Below are 26,844 nucleotides of genomic sequence, written 5' to 3'. Positions count from 1 at the left end.
TAGTCTCGCGATCGAGGCTAAGGACAAGACCGCAGCGGATTCCGTTCCGGCTTGGAGGAGCTTGCGATGAGATTGCATGTCCTTCTTGTGCGAGAATAGGCTGCAAGCGGTTGGTATAGGCGGCTGGGCTTGAAGGAAAGAAGATGATTTCGATTTTGATAAGGGGACTGACCTACGTGTCGGTTGGGTTTCTAATCTGGTTGATTGGGTTAACAACCGCAGTTACCGAAGCCGGACTTCTGGTGCCGCTAAATGAATTCTCACCCGTAAGTATATTGAATATTATGGATTTTCGAGGGATGCCTGCGTTTGTCTTCCTCGTCTTCTTTGTCGTGAGTTGGTTGCGACTGGTCGCGCCGAAGAGAGTGGGTGGCAACGAGACAAAATTGCTAGCCATAGTCTCTATAATTCTACTCGCGCTAATAATTGCATACATATCGGGGCGTGTCCAAACTCAAGCTGGGCTAGATTGGACCCAAGGAAAACCGATTGTAGAAAACCTGTTATGGCATGCCCTGCTATTCGTCCCAGCATCATTTTACCTTCTCATTGCGCTCAATATGAACCGTAGCGCGGCCGGTGATATGAGTGATGGCGAAAGGTTTGAAGACCGGCTTCATATGAGTTTCCAATATCAGATTTTTGTTCCTTCAGTCCTGTTTTGTACAACATTCTTCTCCATGGGTGTGCTGGCTGCGTACACGTCAGGTGACACGAGCGTTCCTGCGCGTGCGCTTGTGTACCTGTTTTTATTGGCTGCTTGTTTCACTGGATTGTTTAAGTACGCAGCGGGTTCTCGACAAGGCGTCGCGCTTTATCTGCCATTCATCCTAGCCAGCTTGCTGTTTGCATTCGTGGCCGCCGTTTGGGGCGGCTTCCTTTCTTCGAAGCTTATTGTTCTCGCAGTTTCCATTACTTTCGCAATGGGTGTCGCGGAAGTTGCTAAGCGATATGGGCAGGTCCGGTTGGGTAGGCTGAGCGACTATGAAGTGAGCGATGCCGACTACTTTCTCTTAGGTTCAAATTGGGCGTCAATTGTGTTTCCCACTCTCACCTTGGTAATCGTAACAACTTTCGGGGGCTTCACCTTCCTTCCTGCAGCAGTACTGATCGCCGTATTCGTGGTGTCATGGCTGCATCTCACACCAAATGGAAAATCCTCTTTTATTGGACGATCACTGTCCTTGCTTTACGGTGTCATGCTGCCGATTTTGCTGGCATTTGGCTTTCTAAGTTTCGGGGAAGCCGGAATAGCAGAGATCAATCCGCTTCACCAAGCTGATCTGAGCAATATGAGTATTGTCATCACGCTTATTGGTCTAACGGCAACTTTGCTGGCATTTATGAGATTGGCGAAAGACACTGTTGGACTATCGCTCACTGACTTTCTGGATCAAATTTGGGAGCCAGAAAACTATCTATATCGTCCTCAGTGTCTCCTACTGCTTCTGGCGGTGAATTCGCTATATCTAGTCGTATTGCTGTGCCTATTCTTGGGGTCACTAATTATCGGTGGGAACAACGGCCCGATAACGGAGGTTGGTCAAAACATTCTTGGAGCGGGGATTTCTGTTTTCGTGATTTCCATTGTTGGTTTTATCATCACTTTCCTGACGCCCGGTAGTAATGATCGACTCAAGGTCGAGAAGAAGCAAAATCAAGCACGAGCTAATGGAAGAGGCGACTCAACACCTGGCTCTAGCCGAACGATCGCACTCTTTTTGGTTTCTGGGCGCCCAGGTGTTAGTTGGATCGCGGGTTTCGCAGCAGCTGCAACATACTACAACTCGACCGGTTATGTGACATTTGAGGTCGCAGCTGTTTTTGCTGTGATGACAGGATTGACAATGTTCGGATTCGTGGCGAACGATATATCAGATTTCGCTAAGGACAAAGCTGCGAAAAAGAACAGGCCGATAGCCACCGGGAATCTACCCTTAGCCACCGCTTCCGGTCTAGCTGCCGTGCTCCTGACAGCGGTTTTTGCCGTGTCATGGCTCTTGGGTTCTGAGGTATTAGCAGCGTCACTAATCGTCGCGTCAGCACTTATTTTCTACTCACCGTTTGCCCAATGGTACCCAAAACTCAAAGGGCCATATACAGCAGCTCTTTGCGTCTCTCCGTTTTTTGTTGCGCATGGTGTTCTCGCGACGGCGGTAGAACTGCCAGTCATAGCAATAGTCTTTGCGTTCATAGTATTTCGTGAGTTGTTGCTTGACGCCAATGACTTGGAGACTGATAGGAGCTATGGATTGTTCACGCTTGCGGCATCTATCGGTAGAAAACGGTCTGAAACTATTGGTTGGATTGGTATGTTTTCTACGTTCCTATTGGGTATCTTCTTTGTTGACGGCTGGATGCAAAAACTTTCATTGGCATCTGCCATATTTGTGCTCGCCTATGCGCTTTCCAAGTACCGCCAAGATGAAATTATTGCTATGAAAATCACTCGTTTGGCAATGCTGCTAGGTGTTGTAGCAGCGGCAACATGACCGAACGCTTTGCTAATTCCCTGGTGCCGTTGAGCATACTGGCGTTTCTCGTATTAACTGATTTTCTTGCGTGGCTTGGGTACATACCGAATAAGCTTGAGGCCTTCTCATTCTTAGCCTCGTGGCTTGCGGAAAATGGCTTGGTCTTCGTCTTTTTTCTGGCGATCATTGAAAATGCAGCCGTATTGAATGTGTATTTCCCCGGATCAATTGCAATTCTCACTGCCATGGCTGGGGCAGTTGGGAGCTTGCATCGGATCCTGTCTGTCTGGTTTGTAGTTACCCTTGGGTCTCTGGTGGGTCTTTCGCTAACATTCCTCGTGGCCAAGGCTGTCCTCAAATCCAAAAGACGAAGTTCCGGTGATGTAGGACAGGCGGTTTTCCTCGAAAAACATTGGATAATAACTGCGCTCACGAGCTTTTGGCACCCACATGTTGCTTCTTTGACTTGTATCTTATTGGCTCAGAAGAGTGCTTCCTTTTGGAATTTCCTAAGAATTGCCGCCTTCGGGAACATGTTTTGGAACTCTTTTTGGACTGTCATAGTCCTAACCGTTGGGAACGTCTTTTCCGAAGGACTGGCTGGGCTGGTATTGGTTTATTCCTATCTCATAGTTTGGTTGATTTATTCGCTGTTCAAGGCGCGGTAGCGCTTGAGTGAGTTAAGCCTATGGGCGCGATCGTTGGGCTGAACGAAGGTCCTGCGTGGTTCTGCTGTCAGTATCTGCCAACCCGGCCTGCGAACGGCCTTGATATAGAGCGGCCTGCGTTTCGCCGTTATCCCACTGATAAAGCAGACCGATTTCTTCGCCAGTCCTGATACACGTAATTCGACCGATGGCTTCGGCCGTTGTGCGAAAACTCTCAAGTTCGGGCAAAACTAGCCCCTCTCGTTAAACAATTCCTTGGGGTCGACCTCGAGAGCATCCGCGATCCGCTCCAGAACATCGATTGATGCTGAATTTTTGGCGAGTTCGATCTCGCTGATATAGCTGCGATCAACCCCCGCAGCCAAAGCTAGTTGTTCTTGGCTCAATCTTCTGGAACTTCTTAGATTCCGGACGTTTAACCCTACTCGTTCCCGTAGTTTCATGGCCTGTATTCGGCCAGATCACAAGAACCGCTCTACGGAATATATTCCACAAAACGCGCGCGAACATCATAAACCCGATGCTCGCATATGGTGTGAAGGTTGAGGTTAGAGCTAGTGTGTCAATAGTGCAGTAATGTAATCAAAAGGTATTGAGTGATATGCGGTGCAAACTTATCAGGAATTGGACTGCCGGAGTTGCTTTGGCTTTGCTTTCCACCGTGGCTCCACAAGCGGCAAAAGCCTATCAGGTTGACTGCGCCATTCTGCTTTGCCTGGCTGGTGGGTGGCCCGCGTCAGCAGAATGTGCCCATGCCCGCGCCGTGTTTATCCGCCGGATCACGCCCTGGCCGATTGAGCCGCCGTTGCAAATCTGGCGCTGCCCGATGGGTGTTTCTGAGCGCGCGCCTTTGCAAAGCACGGCCCCGAAGATCTGGGAGGCCAGTAACCAAATAGATAAGACGCTCGGCCAGGTCATTCTCGCTCAGGTGGTCGAAGACGGTGCCGATATCGACATCAGTGGCTTGGAATTCGATTTCGTACGCTCGATCCGTGTCTGGGATGTGCGGCATTACAGTCATCGCGAGCGCGGTCGCGACGATGATTGCTCTGAGAGTTATAACATGCGCCTCGGGACCTACGGCACGCAGGGCGAATTCGGTTGGCATCGCACGACTCCAGCGGCCGCCCCGCAATGGGTGCTGCCGTCGCGACGCTGTTCGTCATCAAACTGGCGGCGTGGAGTCGGTGTCGAATGGGAAGATCACGAGGGCAACCACGGATATGAGTGGGTGGCCTACTAAGGCTATTCGCCGATGTCCTTCATACGTTCCGCGATATCGCCCGCAATGCGCTCATACAGGGCGGCTTGCTTGTCCCTTGGCGTCCCAGGCTTTGGGTTTCTTCGACGGATGCGTTTGGCGAGCCAGAACAGCAGCCGCGCGGCTGGATCCGACGTCGCATCCGGTTCTGCAGCCGGGTACTTCTCCTCAAGAGCGACGACGATTTCCTGCGACAGGCTGCGCCGGTTCAGTGTGGCATGCGTTTCCAGACGCTTCTTCAGCGCGGCAGGAAGCAAGAGTTTGAATTGGACCAAGGCTTCTTCTTTCATGATTGCATGATGGACAATATTTGTCCCCAATGATATGGACATTTTATGTCCTTTTGTTGAGGTGTAAATATGAAGACAACCCAGTTCAAACTTAACCTTCCAGCGGACGTGAAAGCCTGGCTCGAAGAGGAGGCTGTGCGGAACTTACGCTCACAGGGCGCTCAGGTGGTGTCTTGTTTGCGGGCAGCCATGTCGCGGCAAGAAGCCGTGGGTGAGAGGGCTGAAAAATGAGCCCAAGCCATATTCAGCTGATTCCGACCCCAGAGCTTGCGCTTCTCTTTGGCTACAGTGAGCCGAGCGCGTCCTTCTATGACTTTTGCCGTAGGACGGGTATCGCTCCGGTGCCAGGACGGCGCGGGTGGTATGACCCGAAACTTATTCGGGCGCGATTGGATGCTGTTCAGGGCATCAGCGCAGCAGAACGCGAGGCCACTTCCCAACCGAGCCTCGTTGCACAGCGGAGAGCACGCCGTGCCCAGAAGTAACCTTCCCAAGGGCGTCCACCGTGTCCGACGAAAGGTTGTGTCCGGTGTTCGCTACCATTTCTATGCTTGGCGGGGCGGCCCCAAATTTTGGGAAGGGACGGACCCAAACCCAAAAGAACCCGAATTCTTCCATGCATTTTCGCAATGCGGTACGCCCGTGAGCTCGGCCGAATATCTGACGACTCACTTGGTCGACGATTTTCTGTCCAGCGCGTCCTTGCCCAAGGCTGAGCGTTCAAAGGCTGATATCCGCAAATGGCTGGAGTTGTTCCGCGAGGAGTTCGGTGCCGATCCTGTCGCGATGTTCGAAGAGCGTGCCTCAAGGGGCGAGGTTAACAATTGGCGCAAGAAGTGGCTTCATTCGCCCAAGCAGCACGATATGGCAGGCACCCACGCGACGCGCGTCCTCAATTGGGCGGTGGAAGAGGGAAAGCTGAAAGAGCATCACTGCCACAAGCTCAAGAAGCTCTACCAATCGAACCGCACAGAGATCATCTGGACGAGCGGGGACATCGCTCAGTTCAATAAGTACGCGCCGAAATGGGTCCAGAGAATCCTGACCGCTGGATGCGAAACCGGTTTGCGAGCGGCCGATCTGGTTCAGGTCAAAATGGACCAATTCGAAGACACGCCGCACGGCAAGCGCCTTCGTTTCAGGACCAGTAAGCGCGGCCAGATCGCATATATCCCGGCCACCTCGGCCCTTGAGAGATTGATCGCAGAGACGCCGGAGGGCCAAGATGTGCTGCTGGTATCAGAGCTTGGCAGGCCTTTGACGGCCCGTTGGGCATCGAACCAGATCACCAAGTGGCGGCGCGAAGCTCAGATCCCCCCTTGGATCGACGGCAGGGAGAAGACTCTGTCTGATACACGCGGGACGGCGGCGACAAGATTGCTGAATGCCGATCTGTCTTTGCGCCAGATTGCGGTGCTGATGGGGTGGTCGGTTCGCTACGCGGCGCAGGTAATCGAGCATTATGCGCAGGTTAGCCCGGACGAAAGCGATGCGGTTTTGCGCAAGCTCAATCGAGCAAAATCACTGTCTCAAGACACAAAAATGTAAACGCCCCTGTAAACGCGGGGCCTCAAACACGGCAAGGAGTGATGTAAGTGATTGTTTTTAAATGGAGGCGAGTACCGGAATCGAACCGGTGTACACGGATTTGCAATCCGCTGCGTCACCACTCCGCCAACTCGCCTTTTCAAGTAAAATCAAATACTTGCTGTGGTGTGACTGGGTTTTTAACAGCTTTCCTCTGGGGCGTCCAGTGGATTGCGTGCGAATTTGCCGGCAAGACCGAAATTTGCCGAAGTCTACGCTCAAGAAGGTGATCACGATTCAGGTTGCGGCAACAGGGGCGTTGCTGGAAGGTTCAGGATATGGCACAAGCCCGACATCTTTGGGAATGAGACGAGATATCCAATGACTGACTTCGCAGCCCGGCGCCGCACAATGGTTGATACGCAGATCCGCCCCTCTGACGTCACCAAGTTCCCGATCATTGAGGCGATGCTGAGTGTTCCGCGCGAAAGCTTCGTACCCGATTCTCAGCGCGAGGCGGCCTATGTGGACGGCCTGATTGATCTGGGTGGCGGGCGCAGCATGCTGGAGCCGCGGACCCTGGCTAAAATGCTGGACGTGTTGAACATATCCAAGGATGAGATGGTCTTAGATATCGCTCCGGCAATGGGGTATTCCACGGCTGTTACCGCACGGATGGCTGAGTTGGTTGTGGGTGTTGAATGCGACGAAACCCTTGCAACCGAGGCGCAAAACCTCTTGGCCGAAGCCGAAGTGCTTAACGCTATCATTCACGTTGGCGCGCTAGAACAGGGTGTGGCAGAACACGGTCCCTATGATGCAATAATGGTGCAGGGCGGTGTCGAGCAGGTGCCCGATGCCCTGTTGGATCAACTCAAGGACCACGGTCGGATCGTGTGTCTGTTTGTCAACGGCAACCTGGGTACAGTTCGGATTGGTCGAAAAACCGGGGGCCGCGTCAGTTGGCGTGATGTGTTCAATGCCAATGCGCCGGTTCTGGAAGGTTTTTCGGCAGAGTGTGCATTTTCGCTATAGTCCGCCGATAGATTTTTCTATCGCCTTGATTAGTTGAAAAGAAGGCCGCAAACTGCCTGCAGGGCAGTGTAATTTCGTTTGAGAGGATTTTGGTATGCGTGGTTCGGCGACAGGTAAGCTGGTCAGGGCGTTTGCTGTGACCGCAGGACTTGCCATGAGCGTGATGCCAGGGCGTGCAGCGTGGGCAGACAACATAACGGATGCGTTCATCGGCGCGTATAACACCAGTGGTTTGCTTGAACAGAACCGGGCGTTGCTGCGCGCGGCGGATGAAGATGTGGCCATTGCGCTTTCTGCGTTGCGACCAATCATCAACTGGACCGTGCAGGTCAGCCAGGATTACACCCGGTCGCGGGTCAATAACGTCGTGACGACAAACGAACCGTCGCGATTCTTTTCGGGCCTGACGCTGAGCCAGCTTTTGTACGATGGCGGCGCGTCTGTGCTGGGCAAGCAGTCGGCGCAAGAAACGGTGCTGTCTACCCGGCAAACCCTGATTGATATCGAACAACAGGTTCTTATTCGCGCAGCAAATGCCTATCTGGGCGTCCTGTTGCAGGAAGAGACCGTGGCGATCCGCCAGAACAACGTGGATGTGTCAGCAGAGGAGCTTAGGGCGTCGAATGACCGCTTCGAAGTGGGCGAAGTAACCCGGACGGACGTCGCATTGTCCGAAGCACAGCTGGCAAGCTCTCAGGCGGATCTGGCGGTGGCACGTGGCGAGTTGAGCATTGCGCAGGCCGAATACGTGAACGCAGTCGGAAAGGCACCGGGGCGAACGGCTGGTCAGCCGAGCCTGCCCAATCTGCCGCGTTCCGAAGCAGAAGCTGTGAATCTGGCGCAGCGCAACCACCCGGCCATTCTTTCGGCGCAGCATCAGGTCAGGGCGTTTGATCTGGTCGTGCAGCAGCAACGGGCAAATCTTGGGCCGAATGTCAGCCTGAATGCCGATGCTGGCGTGTCCGAGCGCTATGACAATAATGACTATGTGAACGATGCGACCGTGTCGCTGAACTTCACACAACCCATCTACGCGGGTGGCCGGTTGGCGGCAAGTGTCCGCCGCGCAATGGCCAGCCGGGATGCCTCGCGTGCGAATCTGCTGAACGTTCAAAAGAACATCACGCAGGGTGTTACCGACCGGTATGCGGCGTTTCAGGCGGCCAGCGCCAGTCTGAGGGCGTCAACCGAGCGCGTTAACGCCTCGCAGGTGGCGTTTGATGGCATCCGGGAAGAGGCAACTCTGGGCGCGCGAACAACTCTGGATGTATTGAATGCACAACAGGATTTGCTGGATGCACAGCTGGCAGAAGTCGCTTCGCGCACCGAACGGTCGCGGGCTGCCTATCAGTTGTTGCAGGCGCAGGGCCTTCTGACAGCCGAGCGTCTTGGGCTGGCGGTGCAAATCTATGATCCGACTTTGTATTACAATCTGGTCAAGAATGCGCCGGCACAGGTCAGCAAGCAAAGCAAGGATCTGGATCGCGTTCTCAAAGCATTGCGACGGGACTGATCGCCAATACTATCTGTTGTGAGGCGCGGATTGTTTGGCTACACTCGATCCAAGGATAGAGCGGTAGAGAACAATGTCTGATAATGTCGTGAAAGCAGGGATCGAAGACGTTCTGTCTTCGGTCAAACGTCTGGTCAGTGAAGACAGTCGTGATAAAACCGTCTCGGATCAAACGACTAAAGCACGAAAGCCGGGGCGGCTGGTGCTTACTGATGCTTTGCGGATCAGCACACCAGATCAATTGGGGGTGATTCCCGCTAAAGCTGTGTCGGAACCCGAAGTTTCAGATGCCGCCAAGCCCATGTTGTTGCGCACCTGTGACATCGTTCAGACGGGTCAACCTGCGAACGCTGACCAGGACAAGCCAGAAACAGCCGAGACGAAACACGCCCCGTCGGATGATGCAACAAACAGCCTGAGTGCAAAGATCGAAGCGCTGGAAGCGGCAATTGCGCAAACAGAAGATCAGTGGGAACCGGACGGTGACAGCCAGGATGCGTATTCGGGCACACCGTCACACGCGCTGCCATGGGATGTCGAAGAAGAATTTGCCGCTGCGATGTCGATTGATGCTGCCGGTGGTGACGAACCAGAGGCGGTTCAGCAGGCCGAAGACGCATCTTGTCAGGCGGAATTCATCCGGTCGTCTCAGGCTGTTGTGTCTGATGCTGATGCCGAAGAACCTGGTTCCGACGAAAATGTCAGGACGATCGACATGGATGAAGACGCTCTGCGCACCCTGATCGCAGAGGTTGTCCGCGCCGAGCTGCAAGGAACGATGGGTGAGCGGATTACACGAAATGTGCGCAAGATGGTCAGGCGAGAGATCGCCCGCGCTCTTGCGGCTCAGGATCTGGAGTAACTCTCAGCCACGGTGCGGGGGCTGCGCGAGGCTGAGCAGCAGGTCAAGGTCCATGTGGCGCTCCAGATGATCGGCCAGATCGTCCAGCGCCTGCTCGACGCCGTCCTCATAGGACAGGTTCGAGGTCACGCCTAACGCTGACAAAAACCGCGCCCGGAATGCGTCGGACGAAAAGATACCGTGCAGATAACTTCCCTTGATCCGCCCGTTTGCGCTGGCCGCGCCTTCAGGGCGACCTTCGACCTCAAGCCATGCATTGGTGCAATCCGGGCCGTCTGTATGGCCCATGTGGATTTCGTATCCGGTGACCGGCTCTCGGTCCGGCAAGGCATGGGCCGTACGCAGAACAACTTGCTTTTGTCCTCCCATGACCGTGTCTACATCCAGCAACCCCAACCCTTCGACCTTACCTGGTCGACCGTCCACGCCATCGGGGTCGGAAATGGTCTTGCCCAGCATCTGAAAGCCACCGCAAAGACCCAGCACATGCCCGCCGCGCCGGACATGACCAAACAGGTCGATGTCCCAGCCTTGTGCACGGAAATAGGCCAGATCTCCGATGGTTGACTTGCTGCCCGGTAGCAAAACCAGATCGGCATCGCCGGGCAAAGGGCGTCCGGCCGGAATGATCTCGACGCTCACTCCGGGTTCGGCAGACAAGGGATCAAGGTCGTCGAAATTCGCCATCCGTTCAAGCTGTGGCACAACAACCTTGCATGTGCCGCCTGTGTGAGAGCGGATGTCCATCATATCTTCGGCCGGAAGCTTCCAGGCGTCTTGAAACCATGGCACAACCCCCAGACAGGGCCATCCCGTTCGAGAGGCGATATCATCGCGCCCTTCGGCAAAAAGGGAAACATCCCCCTTGAACCGATTGACGGCAAAGCCCCGAATTCGCGCAAGATCGCCGTCATCCAGAACCGCCTGAGTGCCAACGATTTGTGCAATCACACCGCCGCGGTGAATGTCGCCGACAAGTATCACCGGAATACTCGCAGCACAGGCAAAACCCATATTGGCGATGTCACCCTTGCGCAGGTTTGTTTCGGCCGGGCTGCCTGCCCCTTCGATCAGAACCAGATCCGCGTCGCTGCACAATCGGTCAAAGCTTTCCAATGCGGCGCTTAGCAGTCTGGATTTATCCTTGCGGTAATCACCGGCTTTCATGGTGCCCGCGCGCTGCCCCTGAACAATGATCTGCGCGCCGGTATCTGTTTCGGGTTTCAGCAATACAGGGTTCATATCGGTATGTGTCGCCCGCCTTGCCGCCCGTGCCTGAAGGGCCTGCGCGCGACCGATTTCCCCACCGTTTTCCGTAACAGCAGCATTGTTCGACATGTTCTGCGGCTTGAAAGGCGCAACCCGAAGACCTCGCCGTGTGAAAACTCGCGCAAGCCCTGCCACCAGAACGGATTTTCCGACATTGCTGCCGGTACCTTGAATCATGATGGCGCGAACCATGGATTGTCTCCTACCTGTCAAGGCGCAGATGACCTGATTTGGGCGGGCAGGGGAAGCCCCGAACTCACCTTGACGCCCGGGATCGGGATCGCGGCGGTATACGCATAGAAAAACGCGCTCTGATGGCAGAGCGCGTTTTTTCTGAGTTGAAACAACCTTGGATCAGGCAGCTTCAGCCTGTTGAGCGGCATTGCGACGCTCGCTTTCTTCACGCGACAGTGCGACCGAGGTCCGCACGCCACGTCCAACGAACTCCATCAGTCCGCTGACAACCCGTTCGTTCGGGTCGATTCCCGCGCAAGACAGCACTTCGCGCCCATCGCGTGAGCGCGCCCAACGGGCAATTTGTTCCGGACCATTGCCATATTTCTTGTCATCGGCAATGGCGTCATCAAGTGCGGCCAACACAACGGCCGCGAAAAGTTTGCGAGCACGATTGCCTTGTTCGTTGTTAAAGGCAGTGCCGTCAACGAAATCTCTCATCTCGTCTTCCTTGTTTTTCTTGCTCTTGCAATTTTCGGCGTGACGGTCCTTATGACCGATAAAGTGCGATTCGGATACAGCTAATATGCATAGTTGCGTTGCGTCATTTGCATATCTCGCTGCACGTGCAGCACTAGGTTTGGTTGTCTTGTCAGGTGTGTTCCCGCCAGATATAGGAGGCGCAACTGACGCATCAACCGTTTGTGAGGATTTATGTAATGCCCAAGATAAATGGGAACGAAATTCGCCCCGGCAATGTGCTTGAGCATAACGACGGCCTTTGGGCCGCGGTCAAGGTTGACCATGTGAAGCCCGGAAAAGGCGGCGCTTTCGCGCAGGTCGAGCTGCGCAACCTGCGCAATGGTTCAAAGCTGAACGAACGGTTCCGCTCGGCTGACAAGGTTGAGCGCGTGCGCCTTGAGCAGAAGGATCAGCAGTTCCTGTATGAAACGGATGGTATGCTGGTGTTCATGGATGCCGAAACATACGAACAGATTGAATTGCCAGCGGATTTGCTGGGCGAGCGTCGCCCCTTCCTTCAGGATGGTATGACGATTGTTGTCGAATTCTACGAAAGTGAAGCGCTGAACGCGACGCTGCCGCAGAAAGTGACCTGCAAGATTGTCGAAACCGAGCCGGTCGTCAAAGGTCAGACCGCCGCGAACTCGTTCAAGCCTGCAATTCTGGATAATGGCGTGAAAGTCATGGTGCCGCCGTTCATCGGACAGGATGAAATGATCATCGTGAACACCGAAACCATAGAATATTCTGAACGCGCGTGACGTTTCGTCGCTTTAAGTGTCAGACCGCGCAGACAGCCGTTGCGCGGTCTTTTTTATGCACTGTCGCGATACCGGTAATGCGCGGGGTCCGGGCCGAATAGTTCCAGCATCAGCTCGTATTTGATGCGGTTGGCACTGACTTGTCTGTAAAAGGCAATCAGGAACGCGGTCGGGCCCTGTATTCGGCCAAGCCCGCTGGTCGCGGCTACCACAGTGCCGACATCAGTCTTGCCCTGCAGCACCAGATAACCGCCCAACATCAGAATACCCACAGTTCCAGCGCCGTTGATCACGCTCAGCAGGAACTTGGCCGAAAGCTTCCAAAGAAACATGCGCCGCCTTGTGTCATAGATGTCGTCGAACAGGGCGTTGATATCCCGCTCGACGGCATCGATATCCTCGGTGGTCAGCCTATCAGTGGCGCTGCGCAAAAGGCGGACGCGTTCGGCGACGAACGTGTTCACTTTGCGTTGCGACACCAGAACGATAATGATCTGCGGCACAATCATGGAAAACGCGATAAGGCCAAGGCCTGGCTGCGTTGAGGATATGTACCCGATCACGCTGACCAGCGTTCCAACCTGAACCACCGGGTCCGAGAACGCGCCCCCGGCAAACTTGCCCAGCTCCTCAGCCTCGGCTGAGATGGCGGTCGTCATGGTACCTTTGCGCAGATTTTCACCCGTTTCCTTCAGGTCGGTCGCGCGCCAGAGCAAGCGTTGCCGGATCAGCCGGATCATGTCTTCGCCCAATGTACCCGCGCGAAAACCCAGAACCCATTTCAGGGCGAGGCTCAGCAGGATGACTATCATCATGCCGATGCCCAGCAGAACCAGCTTTTCGACATGAAGATCGTTGGACGTAAGGTGGTTGACAATATCGCGTTGAAATTCAAGCGGAACCGCGGCAAGCGCAGCAATGGCAATGGATAACAGAATGAGGACAATCTGCCGTCCGGCGCTGGCGCGCCAAATCGCGGAGTAAAGCTGAAACATGCGGGTATCCGTGTTGCCCCTGTGCCGACACATTGGCAGGGCTGGGTAACGGGTTCAAACTTTACGAGATAAACGGCGGATAAGGCCGTGCCGATTTGGCAACAAATTACGCTTGATCCGTCAGGCGAACCACGATGTCTCCGGCCAACATGTCTGCATTCGCACGGTCAAAGCGCAGATACGCGATTCCGTGTCCGCCTGATTGCGTAAACAGGGTGCCGACAGGTTTGCCGTTTGCGGCAATCTCAGTCCCCACCGGAACCGAGCCTTCGACAAAGACCCGCCGCAAGCCTTTGCGTAATTCTGTCTTGTGCTTCATGCGCGCAGTCACTTCCTGACCGACATAGCAACCCTTTTTGAAGTCCACGCCGTTCAGCACCTCGAACCCGGATTCGAGGATATAGCTGTCTGGCGTCAGTTCGACCCCAGCCTCGGGGATGCAGTGTCGAACGCGCAGCGCGTCCCAGTCGGTTCCGTCATCGCCTTCTGGGGCTGTCGAATAGACACGCCAACCCATATCCGGGTGACGGGGGTCGGGCAGGGCGGTGTCCGGTGCTGGACCTGTGCCGCGTTGTAGATGTAGATCCGTGCCTTCGATCACCACATCCGCGCGGAGTTTGTACATGTTCAGGCGCTTGATCAGGTCATCCGCAAGTGGCTCGGCCACGTCCAGCAGCACGCCACCGTCATCGTGTTTCAGAAAGAAATCTGCCAGATACTTGCCCTGTGGAGTAAGCAACGCCGTATAGACAAGCCCATTGCCCAGCCCCCGAACGTCATTGGTGACAAGGTCCTGCAGAAAGTTTTCGGTGTCCGAGCCGGTCAGGCGCAGGATGCGGCGGGTGGGCATGGCTTGGTCCTCGTCATTGCCTTTGGCCTCGTGATATAGGAAGTCCCGCAGTCAAGACCAGAGGTTATCGGACGTGCCCGCACCCGTCACTGTAGTGATTCCAACCTTGAATGCCGCCGGTTCCTTGCCTGCCTGCCTAGAAGCCCTGATGGAAGGGGTGCATTCCGGGCTGATCAGGGACCTGATCGTCAGCGATGCAGGCTCAACAGACCAGACGTTGAGAATTGCAGAAGATGTAGGCGCGCTTGTTCTGAAAGGTGAGCCATCGCGCGGTGGTCAATTGCGCCGGGGGTGTGCGCAGGCTGATGGTGAATGGTTGTTAATCCTTCATGCCGATACCGTGCTGCAACAGGGATGGGCCGAGAGCGTAAGCGCCCATCTGCCATCCAACGCACCAGCGGCGTTTCGGTTAGCTTTTCGCGCGCATGGGTTTGCGCAGGCCTGGGTGGCCGGATGGGCCAATCTGCGCAGCAGTCTGTTCGGTTTACCGTACGGAGATCAGGGGTTGCTGGTTCCGCGTGATGTCTATCTGGCGGCTGGTGGGTATCCGGACCAACCTTTGATGGAAGACGTCGCGCTGGTGCGCGCATTGCCACGGATCGAGATACTCGGGTCGCGTGCCTTTACGAGCGCGGAGCGCTATGAACAGGCAGGTTGGTTTCGGCGGGGTGCACGGAACTTGTGGACACTTCTGCGCTATTTTCTGGGGGTTGATCCACGGGTGTTGGCGCGGGGCTATCGACGTTAAGCGCCCGGCGCAACTCGACCAAAGATTTTCCCAGTCGAAACGGGGCCGCAAAGCTAACAAGACAAAGCGCCACGATTTGCAGAACCAGAATATGGGCATTGGCCTGCAAGTATTCCCACTCGTCCTTCAACTTGCCGACTTGCTGGATCAGGTCGTCATAGCTTTGTGCCAGGATCTGATAATCTCCGGCAATCGCGGGCACCTTGCGGCGCATGTTGTCTATGGCCACCTGGGTTTTGTCGTCTAGAGACGTGAAAACGAGGAACTGGTCGATATCGAAAGCATCAGCTTTAGCCGTCATATCCCGCAGCTCGTCCATTTCATCTTTGCCCTGACTTCCGAACAGGAAGTGCAGTCCCTGCAGGGGGGCCACTTCGTTGGTTACGGCGATGAACAGGGGCAATTCCGAGTTGCTGGCAGTTGATGCCGACAAAAATTCAACCTTGTCGCACAGCACTGCCGTATCAGGATCGTAAGCAGGGTCGCAGAAACGCAGACGAAACCGTGCGGCATCCCGGTCGAATGCCAATGTTGCGGCGTAGGCTACATCAATCTGGCGATCCAGTCGCGAACTGTCCGACGTATAAAGCCCCGCCAGAACAGCCACCAATGCGCCGATACCACCCAGCACGACCCAGACCAGATCGGCCAGTTTCCATGCCCTGTGCCCTGCTGGTTTACGGAACAAAAAGGCGGTGCCGATCGATCCTGACAGAAAAAACAGGATAAGCAGGGGCAATTGGTTGTCAGTCACAAAACTCATGTGCACGATCTTAGAACGTCGCACGCTGCCTGCAACCGGGATCACGTGCAGTTGTAACTTCTTACCAGACACCGGCGCACAGTACGAAACCAGGAGCGGCTTGCGGACACATCCCCGACAGTGGCGGTACTTTAACCACTGGAATCCCGCTTGACAAAAATCCCGGTTTTGGCAGACACCACGCCCAAGTGAAATGGGGCCAAAGACCCTTTTTACGCACGAATTCTGCGGGAAAGGTTCGGGTATGACCCTGTTCGTCATTCTGATTATTCTGTCGGCGGCGCTGCTGCATGCCGTATGGAATGCCATCGTGAAAACGGCAGCGGACCGCACCACCATGCTGGGTCTGGTCGCGTTGGGTCAGGTGTTGCCGGCGGCGGTAATGGTGTTGGTGCTGCCCCTGCCGAACACGCAGAGCTTTGTCTATATCCTGCTCTCGACCGTCGTGCATTTCGGCTATTACTTCATGCTGAGCAAGGCTTACCAGCATGGCGATCTGAGTGTGGTTTACCCCATAGCACGCGGGATTGTTCCGGCACTGGTCTCGCTTTGGGCGATGGCGCTGGTGGGCGAAGTTCTGCCTTGGCAGGCCTGGGGCGGGATCGCCCTGATCGCGGTTGGCATTCAGCTGAGCAGCTGGGCCGCGCTGCGTTCGGGCGTCGGGCGCAGCGCGCTGGGATTCGCGCTGGGAACCGGGTTTTGCATTTCGATCTATTCGGTTGTTGACGGCATCGGGGTGCGGCTGTCAGGCAATACGCTCAGCTATTGGGCGTGGGGGGCCTTTCTGCACCTGTTCATTGCAGGGTTTATCGGGGTCAGGAAACGCGCCACCCTGAAAGACCTGCCAGCCAGAATATGGATGACGGGCCTTTTAGGCGGGCTGGTTTCTATGACAGCGTATGGTCTGGTGCTTTACGCCAAGAACTTTGCGCCGCTGGGGGCGGTTTCGGCCCTGCGGGAAACCTCGGTCATCTTTGCGGCGCTGATCGGGTTCATTTTCCTGAAAGAAGGCAACTGGATGCGACGCCTGGGCGCCGCGGTCCTCATGGCGATTGGCGTCGCGCTGATCGGCACGGCGGTCTGACCCGGTCCGCGTGCGATGGCGAGACCCGTTATCCGGCTGCGCCTTCTGACTGAAGCGCCCGGAAATACCGGATCGTTGCGTCCAACCCTTCCTTCAGCTGCACTGTGGGTTCCCAGTTCAGCACGGTCCGCGCCAGCGTGATATCGGGCTGACGTTGTTTCGGGTCGTCCTCGGGCAACTCCCTGAAACTGATGGGGGTTTCCGCGCCAACAAGCGCCTGCACCTCGCGGGCCAGCTCGTTCATCGAGAATTCGTTGGGATTGCCCAGATTGACGGGGCCGGTGACCTCCTTGCCGGTGTCCATCAGGCGGATGAACCCTTCGATCAGATCATCCACGTAGCAGAATGACCGGGTCTGCGTGCCGTCGCCAAAGATGGTGATCGCCTCGCCCGTCAGGGCCTGCATGATGAAATTCGACACAACGCGCCCGTCGGCGGGGTGCATTCGGGGACCGTAGGTGTTGAAGATGCGGGCGACCTTGATCTCAAGCCCCATCTGACGGTGGTAATCAAAGAACAACGTCTCGGCGCAGCGTTTGCCCTCGTCATAACAGGACCGCGGCCCAACCGGGTTGACGTTGCCCCAATAGTCTTCGGTCTGCGGATGGATGGTCGGGTCGCCATAGACCTCAGAGGTCGAGGCCTGAAAGATCTTGCATTTCAGCCGCTTCGCCAGACCCAGCATGTTGATCGCGCCATGCACGCTGGTCTTGGTCGTCTGCACCGGGTCGTGCTGATAATGCACGGGTGAGGCCGGGCAGGCGAGGTTATAGATCTCGTCCACTTCCACGAACAGCGGGAAGGTCACATCATGGCGCATAAACTCGAACCGCGGGTTGCTGTGCAGATGGTCGATATTGCGCTTGGTGCCGGTGAACAGGTTGTCGACGCACAAAACCTCATGCCCCTGATCCAGAAGCCGGTCGCACAGATGCGAGCCCAGAAATCCGGCCCCACCGGTTACGAGAACACGTTTTCGACTGTCATAAAGGCGGGCCATTGCAAATCCTTAATCGTTAAATCCAAGCCAGCTTGTCACGGGGAAGCCGGGTCTTGATCTGATTAGTAAACCGAAGATGTTTGAATTGCAGTAGATTTTGGTTTTTTGAGGGCGCGTGTGGTGTTGGGGTGTTGTCCAATCCACCCGATGCATGATGCAAAGCATCATACACGCACCCTATTCGCTCGCATGGGCAGGCGCGATGGTTGTGATCAAGTAGGATGGGTGTTTGTTCCCATCTTGACGCGGGGAAATGGATGGGTGCGAGCCCCCATCAAACGCTTGCTTTCCCAAGGTCACAAGAAGGCTTATCCTCAGCTATCCTTATGGCGTTGCAAATAGGTTTCTGTAGCGAAATCCACAAATGCTATTGCACAGGAAGCTGCAAGCCTCGCGTGCCTTGGTTCGAGGCCAATGTGCTTTCCGTCGCGCCCATGCCCTGAGCCGTATAAACCGCGCAATTCTGATATTCCTTTTGTAATAGATGCTAGATTGCTTAGCGTCCTTTTGATACTGCCCGCTCCCTTTGCTTCTTTTGGGACACCCTCAGGAACTAGCGCCAAGGCTTTGCAGAGTTTTTTTGAGAGTGTCGGTAAATCATCAGATTTTTGCGGAGCATCTGCATTTGGCAGTTGTGCAAGGATTGTCTTACAGCAAGATTCGACTAAGTCCTTCGCAGTTCCGATTGCCAAGGCTGGGTCAGTTTCGATAGAGTCTTGAATCCGTCTGATTTCGGCTTGCATCCAATTGGAAGACAATTTTTCTGCCACGGTGCTTGCTCGCTGAATCTGGCTGTGAAACTCGTTGGTTCGCTGGGCGATGAAGACGGCTCTTCCCGCAATCTTTTGAGATTCAACTAGCTTCCAGCTTGCTCGGCCCAATTGATCATTATAGTGGCCGACGATCTTTGCCGCCTCGAAGGCGTCAGGTCGAACGACAGGGTGAACTGTCTCGCACAGAAAGCGTAAGAAGGCGTCATCAGAACAGCCAAGTAGATTAAACCTAGCGTCCGCAAACACCCAGTCTATTGGCCAATCGTTGTTGTTCTCACAATGCTGCCAAATATCTTGGTCAGCAGTTTTGAACCGTTGATCGTAACTTGGGAGCTCACGCAAGTCGTAAAGGCGGCCCAAAAAATCTACGTCGCCAAGTTCGCCAGCGTAAAATATCCGCTCTAATCTGAGACCATCAAAGATATTATTTCGAATTTGTCTTGTGATCTTTTCCAATCGAAATCTTCCAATTCAAACATCCAACTCCTCAACAAACCTCGCGTTCTCCTGAATATATTGGAACCGCAGTTCGGGTTTTTTGCCCATCAGACGCTCGACCAGATCGCCGGTTTCGCCGGGTTCATCCTCGTCGATGGTGACCCGGATCAATTTCCGGGACTTGGGGTCCATCGTGGTCTCTTTCAAGTCCTTGGCGTCCATCTCGCCCAGACCCTTAAAGCGGGACACGTCGATCTTACCCTTGCCACCCAGACCTTTCTTCAGCCACTCGTCCCGCTCGGCTTCGTCCAGACAATAGACGCGTTTGGCGCCCTGGGTCAGGCGGTAAAGAGGCGGGCAGGCCAGGTACAGGTGGCCCGCGTCAATCATCGGGCGCATCTGGGTAAAGAAGAACGTCATCAGCAAGGACGCAATATGCGCCCCGTCCACATCCGCGTCTGTCATGATGATGACCTTGTCATAGCGCAGGTCGTCAACGTTGAACTTGGTGCCAAGCCCGACACCCAGCGCTTGGGTCAGGTCGTTGATCTCGGCATTGGTGCCCAGCTTGGAACTGGCCGCGCCCAGCACGTTCAGGATCTTGCCGCGCAGGGGCAGCAGGGCCTGTGTTTTGCGGTCACGACCCATTTTGGCCGAGCCGCCCGCAGAATCGCCTTCGACGATGAATAATTCGGTGCCGTCGCGTGTTGAACTGGAACAGTCCACCAGCTTGCCGGGAAGACGAAGTTTCTTAGTGGCGGACTTGCGTTGTGTTTCCTTCTCGGCCCGACGGCGCAGGCGTTCTTCGGCCCTCAGGATAAGGAAGTCGAGGATCGCGCCGGCGGATTTCGTATCAGCCGCCAGCCAGTTGTCGAAATGGTCGCGGACCGCGTTTTCGACCAGCCGCTGCGCCTCGACCGTGGCCAGACGGTCCTTGGTCTGGCCCACGAATTCCGGCTCGCGGATAAAGCACGACACCAGCGCGCAGCCACCTGTCAGCAGGTCGTCGCGGGTGATCTGCGCGGCTTTCTTGTTGTTGATCAACTCGCCATAGGCCTTGATCCCCTTGAGGATCGCAGCCCAGAATCCAGCCACATGGGTGCCGCCTTCGGGGGTGGGGACGGTGTTACAATAGGATTGGATGAACCCGTCACGCGACGGTGTCCAGTTGATCGCCCATTCGACCTTGCCGGGGGTGCCGAATTTCTCGTTGAAATCGACGGTGCCCGCAAAGGGCTGCTCGGCATAGGTGGACGAGCCGTTCATCGTCTCTTTCAGGTAATCCGAAAGGCCGCCGGGAAAGTGGAACGAGGCCTCAAGCGGGGTTTCACCGTCATCGATGGCTGTTTTCCAGCGAATTTCGACGCCCGAGAACAGATAGGCCTTGGAACGGATGGATTTGAACAGCCGCGCGGGTTTGAACTTGTGATGGCCAAAGATGTCCGGGTCGGCGTGGAAGGTCACCGTTGTGCCGCGCCGGTTCGGGGCCGCGCCAACCTTTTCGACCGGGCCAAGTGGGATACCGCGCGAGAAACGTTGTTCATATAGCTGCTTGTCCCGCGCCACCTGCACGACCATCGAATCAGACAGCGCGTTCACCACCGACGCACCAACCCCGTGCAAGCCGCCCGAGGTCTGATAGGCCTTGCCCGAGAACTTGCCACCCGCGTGCAAGGTACACAGGATCACCTCCAACGCGGACTTGCCCGGAAATTTCGGATGCGGGTCGATCGGGATACCGCGCCCGTTGTCACGGACGGTCAGGGCGTAGTCGGAATGCAGCTCGACCTCGATCCGGTTGGCATAGCCTGCCACCGCCTCGTCCATCGAGTTGTCGAGGATTTCGGCCAACATATGGTGCAGCGCACGCTCATCTGTGCCGCCAATATACATGCCGGGGCGTTTGCGAACCGGTTCCAGCCCTTCGAGCACCTCGATCGAGGAGGCGTCATAGGTAGAAGTGGCGCTGGGCGTCAACAGATCTTCGGGCATGGGTGCTGCTCTTGTTTTTGGGTTTCCGCCATTATGGCAGGTGATGTGGTCCGGGGGAAGAGGGACGCGAGGTGTTGTGGATTTTCTGTCAAGCCGCTTGCAATCCGTGCAGATAACCAGTCCTTTGATCCCGGTAAAGCGGAGGTGAATAAATGAGCTGGATCAGAACCGTTCCGTTCGAAGAAGCGACTGGAAAGTTGAAGAAACTCTACGAGCGCGTGACCGGGCCGAACAATAACGTAGACAACATCATGATGGCACACAGCCTTCGCCCGCATTCGATGGAAGGCCATATGGCCATGTACAAGGCGGTGCTGCATCATTCGGGCAACAAGATACCGAAATGGTTTCTGGAAGTGCTGGGGGTTTGGGTCAGCTCGCTGAACCGGTGCGGCTATTGCGTCGAGCATCACTTTGCAGGTCTTCAGCGCTTGCTGGGTGACGCGGCGCGCGGCGACACGATCAGGGCAGCGATTGAGGCGCGCGATCCCTTGGCCGCGCCATTGGATGCGGCGCAAATGGCTGCGATGGATTATGCCCGCAAGCTGACCGAAGCGCCGGGCGATCTGGTCGAAGCGGACATCACCGCCCTGCGCAACGCGGGGTGGGATGATGGCGAAATCCTCGAGATCAATCAGGTCTGCTCCTACTTTTCATATGCAAACCGGACGGTTCTGGGGCTTGGGTGCTCAACCGATGGTGATGAATTGGGCTTGTCGCCCAACAATTCTGACAACCCTGACGACTGGGGGCATCGGTAAGGTGCTAAAGATATCGTTGGCGCTGCGACAAAGGCTGCCTGGCTTGCCGTTGCGCGCGGGCGGGGCCTGATTACGTCAGACCAGTCCATTCCAGAATGGCCTGCGCCACGGCCCTCGGGTTTTGATGATGCAACCAATGATCGGTCCCGGGGATCGTGACACGGGTGAGGTGGGTGGCAAACGCCTCCAGCCCCTCAGTGGCTTCGGGTAAAAGGGCTTTGTCATCCGGCCCCCAAATCAACAAGTGCGGACACCTGACATGCAACCGGTCGAGCGGCAGGTCAGGCAGGTCTGTCGCGGGGACACCGGGTCTGGCGACAACCAACGGAGAGGCTCTGTACCAGTTCAGCATCGCCTGCAGCCGACCGGGTCGGGCCCATTCAGTGCGGTAGTCGGCCATGCGAGCTTCGGTCAACCAATCCAGCCCCATACCGTGGCGAAAGAACTGTTCCAGCATCGAAAAGTTGTTTTCGGACAGTTTTTGTGCGGCATCAGGTGCCCGCAGCAGATTGATATATTGCGAGGCTGTGGATTGTGCGCCACCCAAGGCCATGGCGCGTTGAAACGGCACCGGATGTACGCCGTTTGCAATGATTAACCGATCAACCAGTTCCGGGCGGAACACGGCAACGCCATAAGCCACCGATGCGCCCCAGTCGTGACCCAGCAGCGCAACAGGCGCGCCGCAGGTTTCAATCAGTGCGGCCACGTCTGAGACCAGTTGCGACAGGGTATAGTTCTGCACCCCTTCGGGACACCAGCTTTGGCCATAACCGCGCTGGTCCGGAGCAATACAATAAAAGCGTTCTGCCAGATGAGGCGCAAGATCAGCCCAGGCGCCGCTGAATTCAGGGAAACCATGCAGCATCAATAGTGGTGGCGCGGCTTTGTCGCCCCATGTCCTGACGTGGAAAGAATGGCCGTTCAGCTTAAAAAAAGACGTTAGCATTGGAGCAAGTGATCCGCGCTGGAAATCATGGGTTTTTGAGGCATCTATTTGACACCAATCAAAGCGCATTTCCGAGCTTTCTGCTAGCCACCCTTCAGGACAGTAGAAAAGGACAGAATGCATGGACGCCATTGCCACGAACAAAGCGGAACTTACTCAGATCAAACCGGCACCTGCCGACAGCGCGGACCCATCAGCACCCAGCCCCGAGAAAATCCGGCAGGCGTTCGAAAGTGGAAAGTATCCGTACGAGCGCAAGATGGCGCGAGGCACGTATGAGGCGCAGAAAGCCGGGTTGCAGGCCGAATTATTAAAGGTTCAGCTGTGGGCGCAGGAAACGGGGCAGCGGTTTGTGTTGTTGTTCGAAGGGCGCGATGCGGCCGGCAAAGGGGGTACGATCAAGCGGTTCATGGAGCACCTGAACCCGCGTCAGGCCCGTGTCGTTGCATTGAACAAACCCACCTGGGAAGAGAAAGGCCAGTGGTACTACCAGCGCTACATTCAGGAGATGCCGACCGTAGGCGAAATGGTGTTCTATGACCGGTCCTGGTACAACCGTGCGGGTGTGGAACGGGTTATGGGGTTCTGCACACCCAACGAATATCTTGAGTTCATGCGGCAAACGCCCGAGTTGGAACGGATGTTGGTGCGCTCGGGCATTCAGCTATACAAATATTGGTTCTCGGTTACGCAGCAAGAACAGCAGCGCCGTTTCAAAAGCCGCGAAACCGACCCCTTGAAGCAATGGAAACTGTCGCCCATCGACAAGGCAAGCCTCAGCAAGTGGGACGACTATACCGAGGCGAAAGAAGCCATGTTCTTTTACACGGACACGGCTGACGCACCCTGGACGATTATCAAGTCGAATGACAAGAAACGCGCGCGCCTGAACTGTATGCGTCACTTCCTGTCCTCGCTGGATTACCCTGGCAAGGATCACGATATCGTGGGCGAGCCTGATCCGCTGATCGTAGGGCAGGCGCATCACGTTATTCACCGCTCCGAGCATATTCTGGGTACGGCTCTGCACCCCGACGCCCGCTGATTGCAAAGATGCCCGGCCACAGGAAACGGTTGGGCATCAAAGTCTCAATGTGAAATATTGCCGATCCGCCCTTGTCCCGCGCCAAAGCCGCGCATATGGCTGGAGCGATGACAAAGGTGATGACATATCCGGCCCATTTTCGGGCTATTGCCGTTCTTGGTCTGCCACTGGTTGGCGGTCATCTGGCGCAATACGCAATTGGTTTGACCGACACCATCATGCTGGGTTGGTACGGGGTCGAGGCGTTGGCGGCTGTTACCTTGGCCAACAGTTATTATTTCGTGTTGTTTTTGTTTGGTGCGGGGTTTGGCTGGGCCGTGATGCCCATGGTTGCCACAGCAGCGGCGGAAGGGGACGAAACCAGCATTCGCCGCTCGACCCGGATGGGTCTGTGGTTGTCGTTGCTGTATGCCGTGGTTGTCATGCCCTTGCTGTGGTGGTCCTATCCGATCCTGATCGCCATGAAGCAGGAACCGCAAGTTGCTGAAACCGCAGCCGAATATCTGCGAGTTGCCGGTTGGGGATTGTTTCCGGCTCTCATTGTGATGGTGTTGAAAAGCTATCTGGCAGCATTGGAGCGAACACAGATCGTTTTATGGATCACGATTGCGGCGGCGGCTGTGAACGGGCTGACCAATTATGCGCTGATCTTCGGCAACTGGGGCGCTCCCGAACTGGGCGTGACAGGGGCGGCAACCGCCTCGATTACGACACAAGTTGTTTCGCTGATCGCGGTCGTTATCTATGTGGTCCGGACGTTGCCGGAGCATAGCCTATTCCAACGGTTCTGGCGACCGGATTGGGAGATGTTTGCCAGCGTATGGAAGCTGGGTGTACCCATCGGGTTGACCACATTGGCCGAAGTTTCACTGTTCGCGACTTCTGCGGTGATGATGGGCTGGCTGGGTCAAGTCCCGCTGGCTGCGCATGGGATCGCCCTGAACCTGGCTTCGGCCACATTCATGGTTCACCTGGGGTTATCAAATGCGGCGACCATCCGGGCTGGCAATGCGCTGGGCCGTCGGGACAGGGCGCATTTGGAAAAGGGCGCAATCTCTGTGACTGGCATGTCGCTGGTCATGTCAGTGGCAACCATCATCCTGTTTCTGACCTGCGCCGAGCCTTTGATTTCTCTGTTCATGGAAGCAGATGATCCGCAGCGGGGGCAAATCCTGACCATCGGAACCGGATTGCTTGCCGTGGCGGCGTTGTTTCAGCTGGTTGATGGCGCGCAGGTGATTGCGCTGGGCCTGTTGCGCGGGTTGCAGGATGCCAAGATCCCAATGGTCATGGCGGCGCTCAGCTATTGGGTCGTGGGGATTCCTGCGTCGTATTATTTCGGCTTTGTCCGTCATATGGACGGCATCGGCGTCTGGCTGGGGCTAGTGCTTGGTCTCGCCTTCGCGGCCGTGCTTCTCATGACCCGGTTCTGGATGCATTCGGTACAGCAGATACAGGCATCGGCCGAGCCTGCTTAGTCTTTGTCCAGCCGATCTGCCTTTTTTCGTACTAGTACCGTACGCAGGTCGTGCATGGCCATCAGTAACCTGTCTGTCACATCCTCTAGCTGCGTGTCGCTTGCCTTGGACTGCGCCCATTGCGTGGTTAGGTTCAGATAGTCGACTGCGCGATGAATATCGTCGATGTCACGCTGGGCCAGCAGGGCCCGGCGCTCTTCCATCCATTGGGTAATTTCGGCCTGATCCCGGTCAGACAGCGTCCGCTGCCCGTGCGGCTTGACCTCGCCATTGCGGATATTGATGACGGCAATCTGGTCCATCTCGATCCGGCGCTGACGGTTTTCGGTATCGATCCGAAACACCGCAGCACCGTTTTCACGTATGCGAAAGTAATACTCGGGTAGTTCGGCGGTCATGGTCACCTCAGGGAAGCACAAAAGCGCTGGATGCGGCCGCAAGCTTCGGTCAGTGCCGCGTCAGACGTAGCATAGCTGACACGGAAATTCGGCGACAGGCCAAAGGCGGCACCAAATACAACGGCAACGTCGGCCTCTTCCAGCAGTGCGGTTGCAAAGGCTTCGTCGTCTACAAGGACCGTCCCAGCGGGCGTCGTTTTCCCGATCAGTCCGGCGATAGACGGATAGACATAGAAGGCCCCTTCAGGTGTCGGGCAGGTGACACCGTCGATCTCGTTCAGCATCTGAACCACCAGATCGCGTCGGCGCCTGAATGTCTCGTTATTCGGGGCCAGAAAATCCTGAGTTCCGTTCAGGGCCTCGACAGCAGCCCATTGACTGACCGAACAGGGGTTCGAAGTTGATTGCGACTGGATCTTGCGCATGGCCGCGATGATCTCGACCGGGCCGGCGGCATACCCGATGCGCCAACCGGTCATGGCATAGGCTTTTGAAACCCCGTTGCAGGTGAGCGTCCGGTCAAATAGACCGGGTTCAACTTCGGCCGGGGTGCAAAATTCAAACCCGTCATAAGCCAGATGTTCGTACATGTCGTCCGACATGATCCAGACATGCGGATGACGCATCAAAACATCGGTCAGCGCCTTCAGTTCAGCCCGGCTATACCCAGCGCCCGTCGGGTTCGAAGGCGAGTTAAAGATGAACCACTTCGTCTTGGGCGTGATGGCGGCTTCCAGTTGTTCTGAGGTCAGCTTGAAATTGTTTTCCAGCGTCGTCTCGACCACAACAGGGGTGCCCCCGGCCAAAAGCACCATATCGGGGTAACTGACCCAGTACGGTGCAGGGATGATCACCTCGTCGCCTTCGTTCATCGTCGCCATCAAGGCATTGTAGAGCGTTTGCTTGCCGCCGGTCCCGACCGAAATCTGGGCTGGTGAATAATCCAGCCCGTGATCACGTTTCATCTTGGTACACGCCGCTTGCTTCAACTCTGGGATACCGTCCGGTGCGGTGTATTTGGTTTTGCCTGCTGCGATGGCCGCAACTGCGGCGTCCTTGATGTTCTGGGGCGTGTCGAAATCCGGCTCACCGGCGCTTAGCCCGATGACATCACGCCCGGCGGCCTTCAGCTCGGCTGCCTTGGCTGTCATGGCGATGGTGGGTGAAGGTTTGACGCGTGACAGTGTCGCAGACAGAAAACTCATGCTCGGCCT

The 26,844-nt window shown here is 55.9% G+C and carries 25 protein-coding genes and 1 tRNA gene; 13 read left to right on the top strand and 13 right to left on the bottom strand.

Annotation, left to right across the window (positions count from 1 at the left end):
• Positions 1 to 143 precede the first annotated feature (143 nt).
• Both I9182_RS05040 and I9182_RS05035 read left to right on the top strand, forming a co-directional pair.
• A complete protein-coding gene (locus tag I9182_RS05040) occupies positions 144 to 2,492 on the top strand; it encodes a UbiA family prenyltransferase (RefSeq protein ID WP_209596950.1) in 2,349 nt (782 codons plus the stop codon).
• Positions 2,489 to 3,142: a hypothetical protein gene (locus tag I9182_RS05035; RefSeq protein ID WP_209596948.1), complete on the top strand. Its 654-nt coding sequence runs from the start codon at positions 2,489 to 2,491 to the stop codon at positions 3,140 to 3,142. The genes I9182_RS05040 and I9182_RS05035 overlap by 4 nt, the downstream gene beginning before the upstream one ends.
• Positions 3,143 to 3,372: 230 nt before the next feature.
• On the opposite strand, the gene I9182_RS05030 is transcribed toward I9182_RS05035, so the two are convergent.
• Positions 3,373 to 3,585 (bottom strand): helix-turn-helix transcriptional regulator, encoded by a 213-nt coding sequence (locus I9182_RS05030; protein WP_209596947.1) that lies wholly within the window; start codon positions 3,583 to 3,585, stop codon positions 3,373 to 3,375.
• A 200-nt stretch (positions 3,586 to 3,785) separates the two neighbouring features.
• Here I9182_RS05030 and I9182_RS05025 point away from each other — a divergent pair, with 200 nt between their 5' ends.
• Positions 3,786 to 4,385 (top strand): hypothetical protein, encoded by a 600-nt coding sequence (locus I9182_RS05025; RefSeq protein WP_245222500.1) that lies wholly within the window; start codon positions 3,786 to 3,788, stop codon positions 4,383 to 4,385.
• 2 nt (positions 4,386 to 4,387) lie between these two features.
• On the opposite strand, the gene I9182_RS05020 is transcribed toward I9182_RS05025, so the two are convergent.
• Positions 4,388 to 4,693, bottom strand: a complete 306-nt coding sequence (locus I9182_RS05020; protein WP_131727396.1) for a hypothetical protein — start codon at positions 4,691 to 4,693, stop codon at positions 4,388 to 4,390.
• Between the two features lie 642 nt (positions 4,694 to 5,335).
• Between I9182_RS05020 and I9182_RS05015 the strand changes: the two genes are divergently transcribed.
• Positions 5,336 to 6,241 carry a tyrosine-type recombinase/integrase gene (locus I9182_RS05015; RefSeq protein ID WP_348540379.1) on the top strand — a complete coding sequence of 302 codons (906 nt, stop codon included), beginning with the start codon at positions 5,336 to 5,338 and terminating at the stop codon, positions 6,239 to 6,241.
• 62 nt (positions 6,242 to 6,303) lie between these two features.
• On the opposite strand, the gene I9182_RS05010 is transcribed toward I9182_RS05015, so the two are convergent.
• Positions 6,304 to 6,377, bottom strand: a tRNA-Cys gene (locus I9182_RS05010).
• A gap of 224 nt (positions 6,378 to 6,601) precedes the next feature.
• Here I9182_RS05010 and I9182_RS05005 point away from each other — a divergent pair.
• The 3 genes from I9182_RS05005 to I9182_RS04995 all read left to right on the top strand — a co-directional run bounded on the left by I9182_RS05005 (position 6,602) and on the right by I9182_RS04995 (position 9,630).
• Positions 6,602 to 7,255: a protein-L-isoaspartate O-methyltransferase gene (locus I9182_RS05005; RefSeq protein ID WP_209503353.1), complete on the top strand. Its 654-nt coding sequence runs from the start codon at positions 6,602 to 6,604 to the stop codon at positions 7,253 to 7,255.
• A gap of 94 nt (positions 7,256 to 7,349) precedes the next feature.
• A complete protein-coding gene (locus I9182_RS05000) occupies positions 7,350 to 8,768 on the top strand; it encodes a TolC family outer membrane protein (RefSeq protein WP_209596941.1) in 1,419 nt (472 codons plus the stop codon).
• A 73-nt stretch (positions 8,769 to 8,841) separates the two neighbouring features.
• The gene (locus tag I9182_RS04995) at positions 8,842 to 9,630 is read left to right on the top strand and encodes a hypothetical protein (RefSeq protein ID WP_209596939.1); all 789 of its coding nucleotides are present in this window, start codon (positions 8,842 to 8,844) and stop codon (positions 9,628 to 9,630) included.
• Between the two features lie 3 nt (positions 9,631 to 9,633).
• Here the strand turns inward: I9182_RS04995 and I9182_RS04990 are convergent, their stop codons facing one another.
• Both I9182_RS04990 and I9182_RS04985 read right to left on the bottom strand, forming a co-directional pair.
• Positions 9,634 to 11,091: a cobyric acid synthase gene (locus tag I9182_RS04990; protein ID WP_209596937.1), complete on the bottom strand. Its 1,458-nt coding sequence runs from the start codon at positions 11,089 to 11,091 to the stop codon at positions 9,634 to 9,636.
• A 162-nt stretch (positions 11,092 to 11,253) separates the two neighbouring features.
• A complete protein-coding gene (locus tag I9182_RS04985) occupies positions 11,254 to 11,574 on the bottom strand; it encodes a DUF6280 family protein (protein ID WP_037310273.1) in 321 nt (106 codons plus the stop codon).
• A gap of 218 nt (positions 11,575 to 11,792) precedes the next feature.
• On the opposite strand from I9182_RS04985, the gene efp reads away from it, so the two are divergent.
• Positions 11,793 to 12,356 (top strand): elongation factor P, encoded by a 564-nt coding sequence (efp, locus tag I9182_RS04980; RefSeq protein WP_209596935.1) that lies wholly within the window; start codon positions 11,793 to 11,795, stop codon positions 12,354 to 12,356.
• 53 nt (positions 12,357 to 12,409) lie between these two features.
• Here the strand turns inward: efp and I9182_RS04975 are convergent, their stop codons facing one another.
• Positions 12,410 to 13,351 carry an ABC transporter transmembrane domain-containing protein gene (locus tag I9182_RS04975; protein ID WP_209596934.1) on the bottom strand — a complete coding sequence of 314 codons (942 nt, stop codon included), beginning with the start codon at positions 13,349 to 13,351 and terminating at the stop codon, positions 12,410 to 12,412.
• Between the two features lie 106 nt (positions 13,352 to 13,457).
• Complete coding sequence (locus tag I9182_RS04970; protein WP_209596931.1) at positions 13,458 to 14,201, bottom strand: folate-binding protein YgfZ; 744 nt, start codon at positions 14,199 to 14,201, stop codon at positions 13,458 to 13,460.
• A 73-nt stretch (positions 14,202 to 14,274) separates the two neighbouring features.
• On the opposite strand from I9182_RS04970, the gene I9182_RS04965 reads away from it, so the two are divergent.
• A complete protein-coding gene (locus I9182_RS04965) occupies positions 14,275 to 14,949 on the top strand; it encodes a TIGR04283 family arsenosugar biosynthesis glycosyltransferase (RefSeq protein ID WP_209596929.1) in 675 nt (224 codons plus the stop codon).
• 1,007 nt (positions 14,950 to 15,956) lie between these two features.
• Complete coding sequence (locus I9182_RS04955; RefSeq protein ID WP_209596927.1) at positions 15,957 to 16,796, top strand: DMT family transporter; 840 nt, start codon at positions 15,957 to 15,959, stop codon at positions 16,794 to 16,796.
• Between the two features lie 28 nt (positions 16,797 to 16,824).
• Here the strand turns inward: I9182_RS04955 and I9182_RS04950 are convergent, their stop codons facing one another.
• The 3 genes from I9182_RS04950 to parE all read right to left on the bottom strand — a co-directional run bounded on the left by I9182_RS04950 (position 16,825) and on the right by parE (position 20,999).
• A complete protein-coding gene (locus tag I9182_RS04950) occupies positions 16,825 to 17,796 on the bottom strand; it encodes a UDP-glucuronic acid decarboxylase family protein (RefSeq protein ID WP_209596925.1) in 972 nt (323 codons plus the stop codon).
• A 314-nt stretch (positions 17,797 to 18,110) separates the two neighbouring features.
• The gene (locus tag I9182_RS04945) at positions 18,111 to 19,025 is read right to left on the bottom strand and encodes an abortive infection family protein (RefSeq protein WP_171228422.1); all 915 of its coding nucleotides are present in this window, start codon (positions 19,023 to 19,025) and stop codon (positions 18,111 to 18,113) included.
• A 15-nt stretch (positions 19,026 to 19,040) separates the two neighbouring features.
• Positions 19,041 to 20,999, bottom strand: a complete 1,959-nt coding sequence (gene parE / locus I9182_RS04940) for a DNA topoisomerase IV subunit B (protein ID WP_209596923.1) — start codon at positions 20,997 to 20,999, stop codon at positions 19,041 to 19,043.
• A 152-nt stretch (positions 21,000 to 21,151) separates the two neighbouring features.
• On the opposite strand from parE, the gene I9182_RS04935 reads away from it, so the two are divergent.
• Positions 21,152 to 21,760 carry a peroxidase-related enzyme gene (locus tag I9182_RS04935; protein WP_209596921.1) on the top strand — a complete coding sequence of 203 codons (609 nt, stop codon included), beginning with the start codon at positions 21,152 to 21,154 and terminating at the stop codon, positions 21,758 to 21,760.
• Positions 21,761 to 21,830: 70 nt separating this feature from the next.
• Here I9182_RS04935 and I9182_RS04930 read toward each other — a convergent pair whose 3' ends face one another.
• Positions 21,831 to 22,709: an alpha/beta hydrolase gene (locus tag I9182_RS04930; RefSeq protein ID WP_209596919.1), complete on the bottom strand. Its 879-nt coding sequence runs from the start codon at positions 22,707 to 22,709 to the stop codon at positions 21,831 to 21,833.
• Positions 22,710 to 22,830: 121 nt separating this feature from the next.
• Here I9182_RS04930 and ppk2 point away from each other — a divergent pair, with 121 nt between their 5' ends.
• Together ppk2 and I9182_RS04920 are read left to right on the top strand one after the other, a co-directional pair.
• Positions 22,831 to 23,754, top strand: a complete 924-nt coding sequence (ppk2, locus tag I9182_RS04925) for a polyphosphate kinase 2 (protein WP_209503381.1) — start codon at positions 22,831 to 22,833, stop codon at positions 23,752 to 23,754.
• Between the two features lie 107 nt (positions 23,755 to 23,861).
• Entirely contained in the window at positions 23,862 to 25,232 is a 1,371-nt protein-coding gene (locus I9182_RS04920) for an MATE family efflux transporter (RefSeq protein ID WP_209504856.1), read from the top strand.
• Here the strand turns inward: I9182_RS04920 and I9182_RS04915 are convergent.
• Complete coding sequence (locus I9182_RS04915) at positions 25,229 to 25,630, bottom strand: hypothetical protein (RefSeq protein ID WP_209503383.1); 402 nt, start codon at positions 25,628 to 25,630, stop codon at positions 25,229 to 25,231. The genes I9182_RS04920 and I9182_RS04915 overlap by 4 nt on opposite strands.
• Before the next feature lie 2 nt (positions 25,631 to 25,632).
• Positions 25,633 to 26,835: a pyridoxal phosphate-dependent aminotransferase gene (locus I9182_RS04910; RefSeq protein ID WP_209596917.1), complete on the bottom strand. Its 1,203-nt coding sequence runs from the start codon at positions 26,833 to 26,835 to the stop codon at positions 25,633 to 25,635.
• Positions 26,836 to 26,844 lie beyond the last annotated feature (9 nt).

The sequence above is a fragment of the Ruegeria sp. HKCCSP351 genome (assembly GCF_017872535.1).
Lineage (GTDB): Bacteria > Pseudomonadota > Alphaproteobacteria > Rhodobacterales > Rhodobacteraceae > Ruegeria.
Note: the sequence above shows the minus strand (reverse complement) of the source record. Positions and strands in the feature narration are given on the sequence as shown.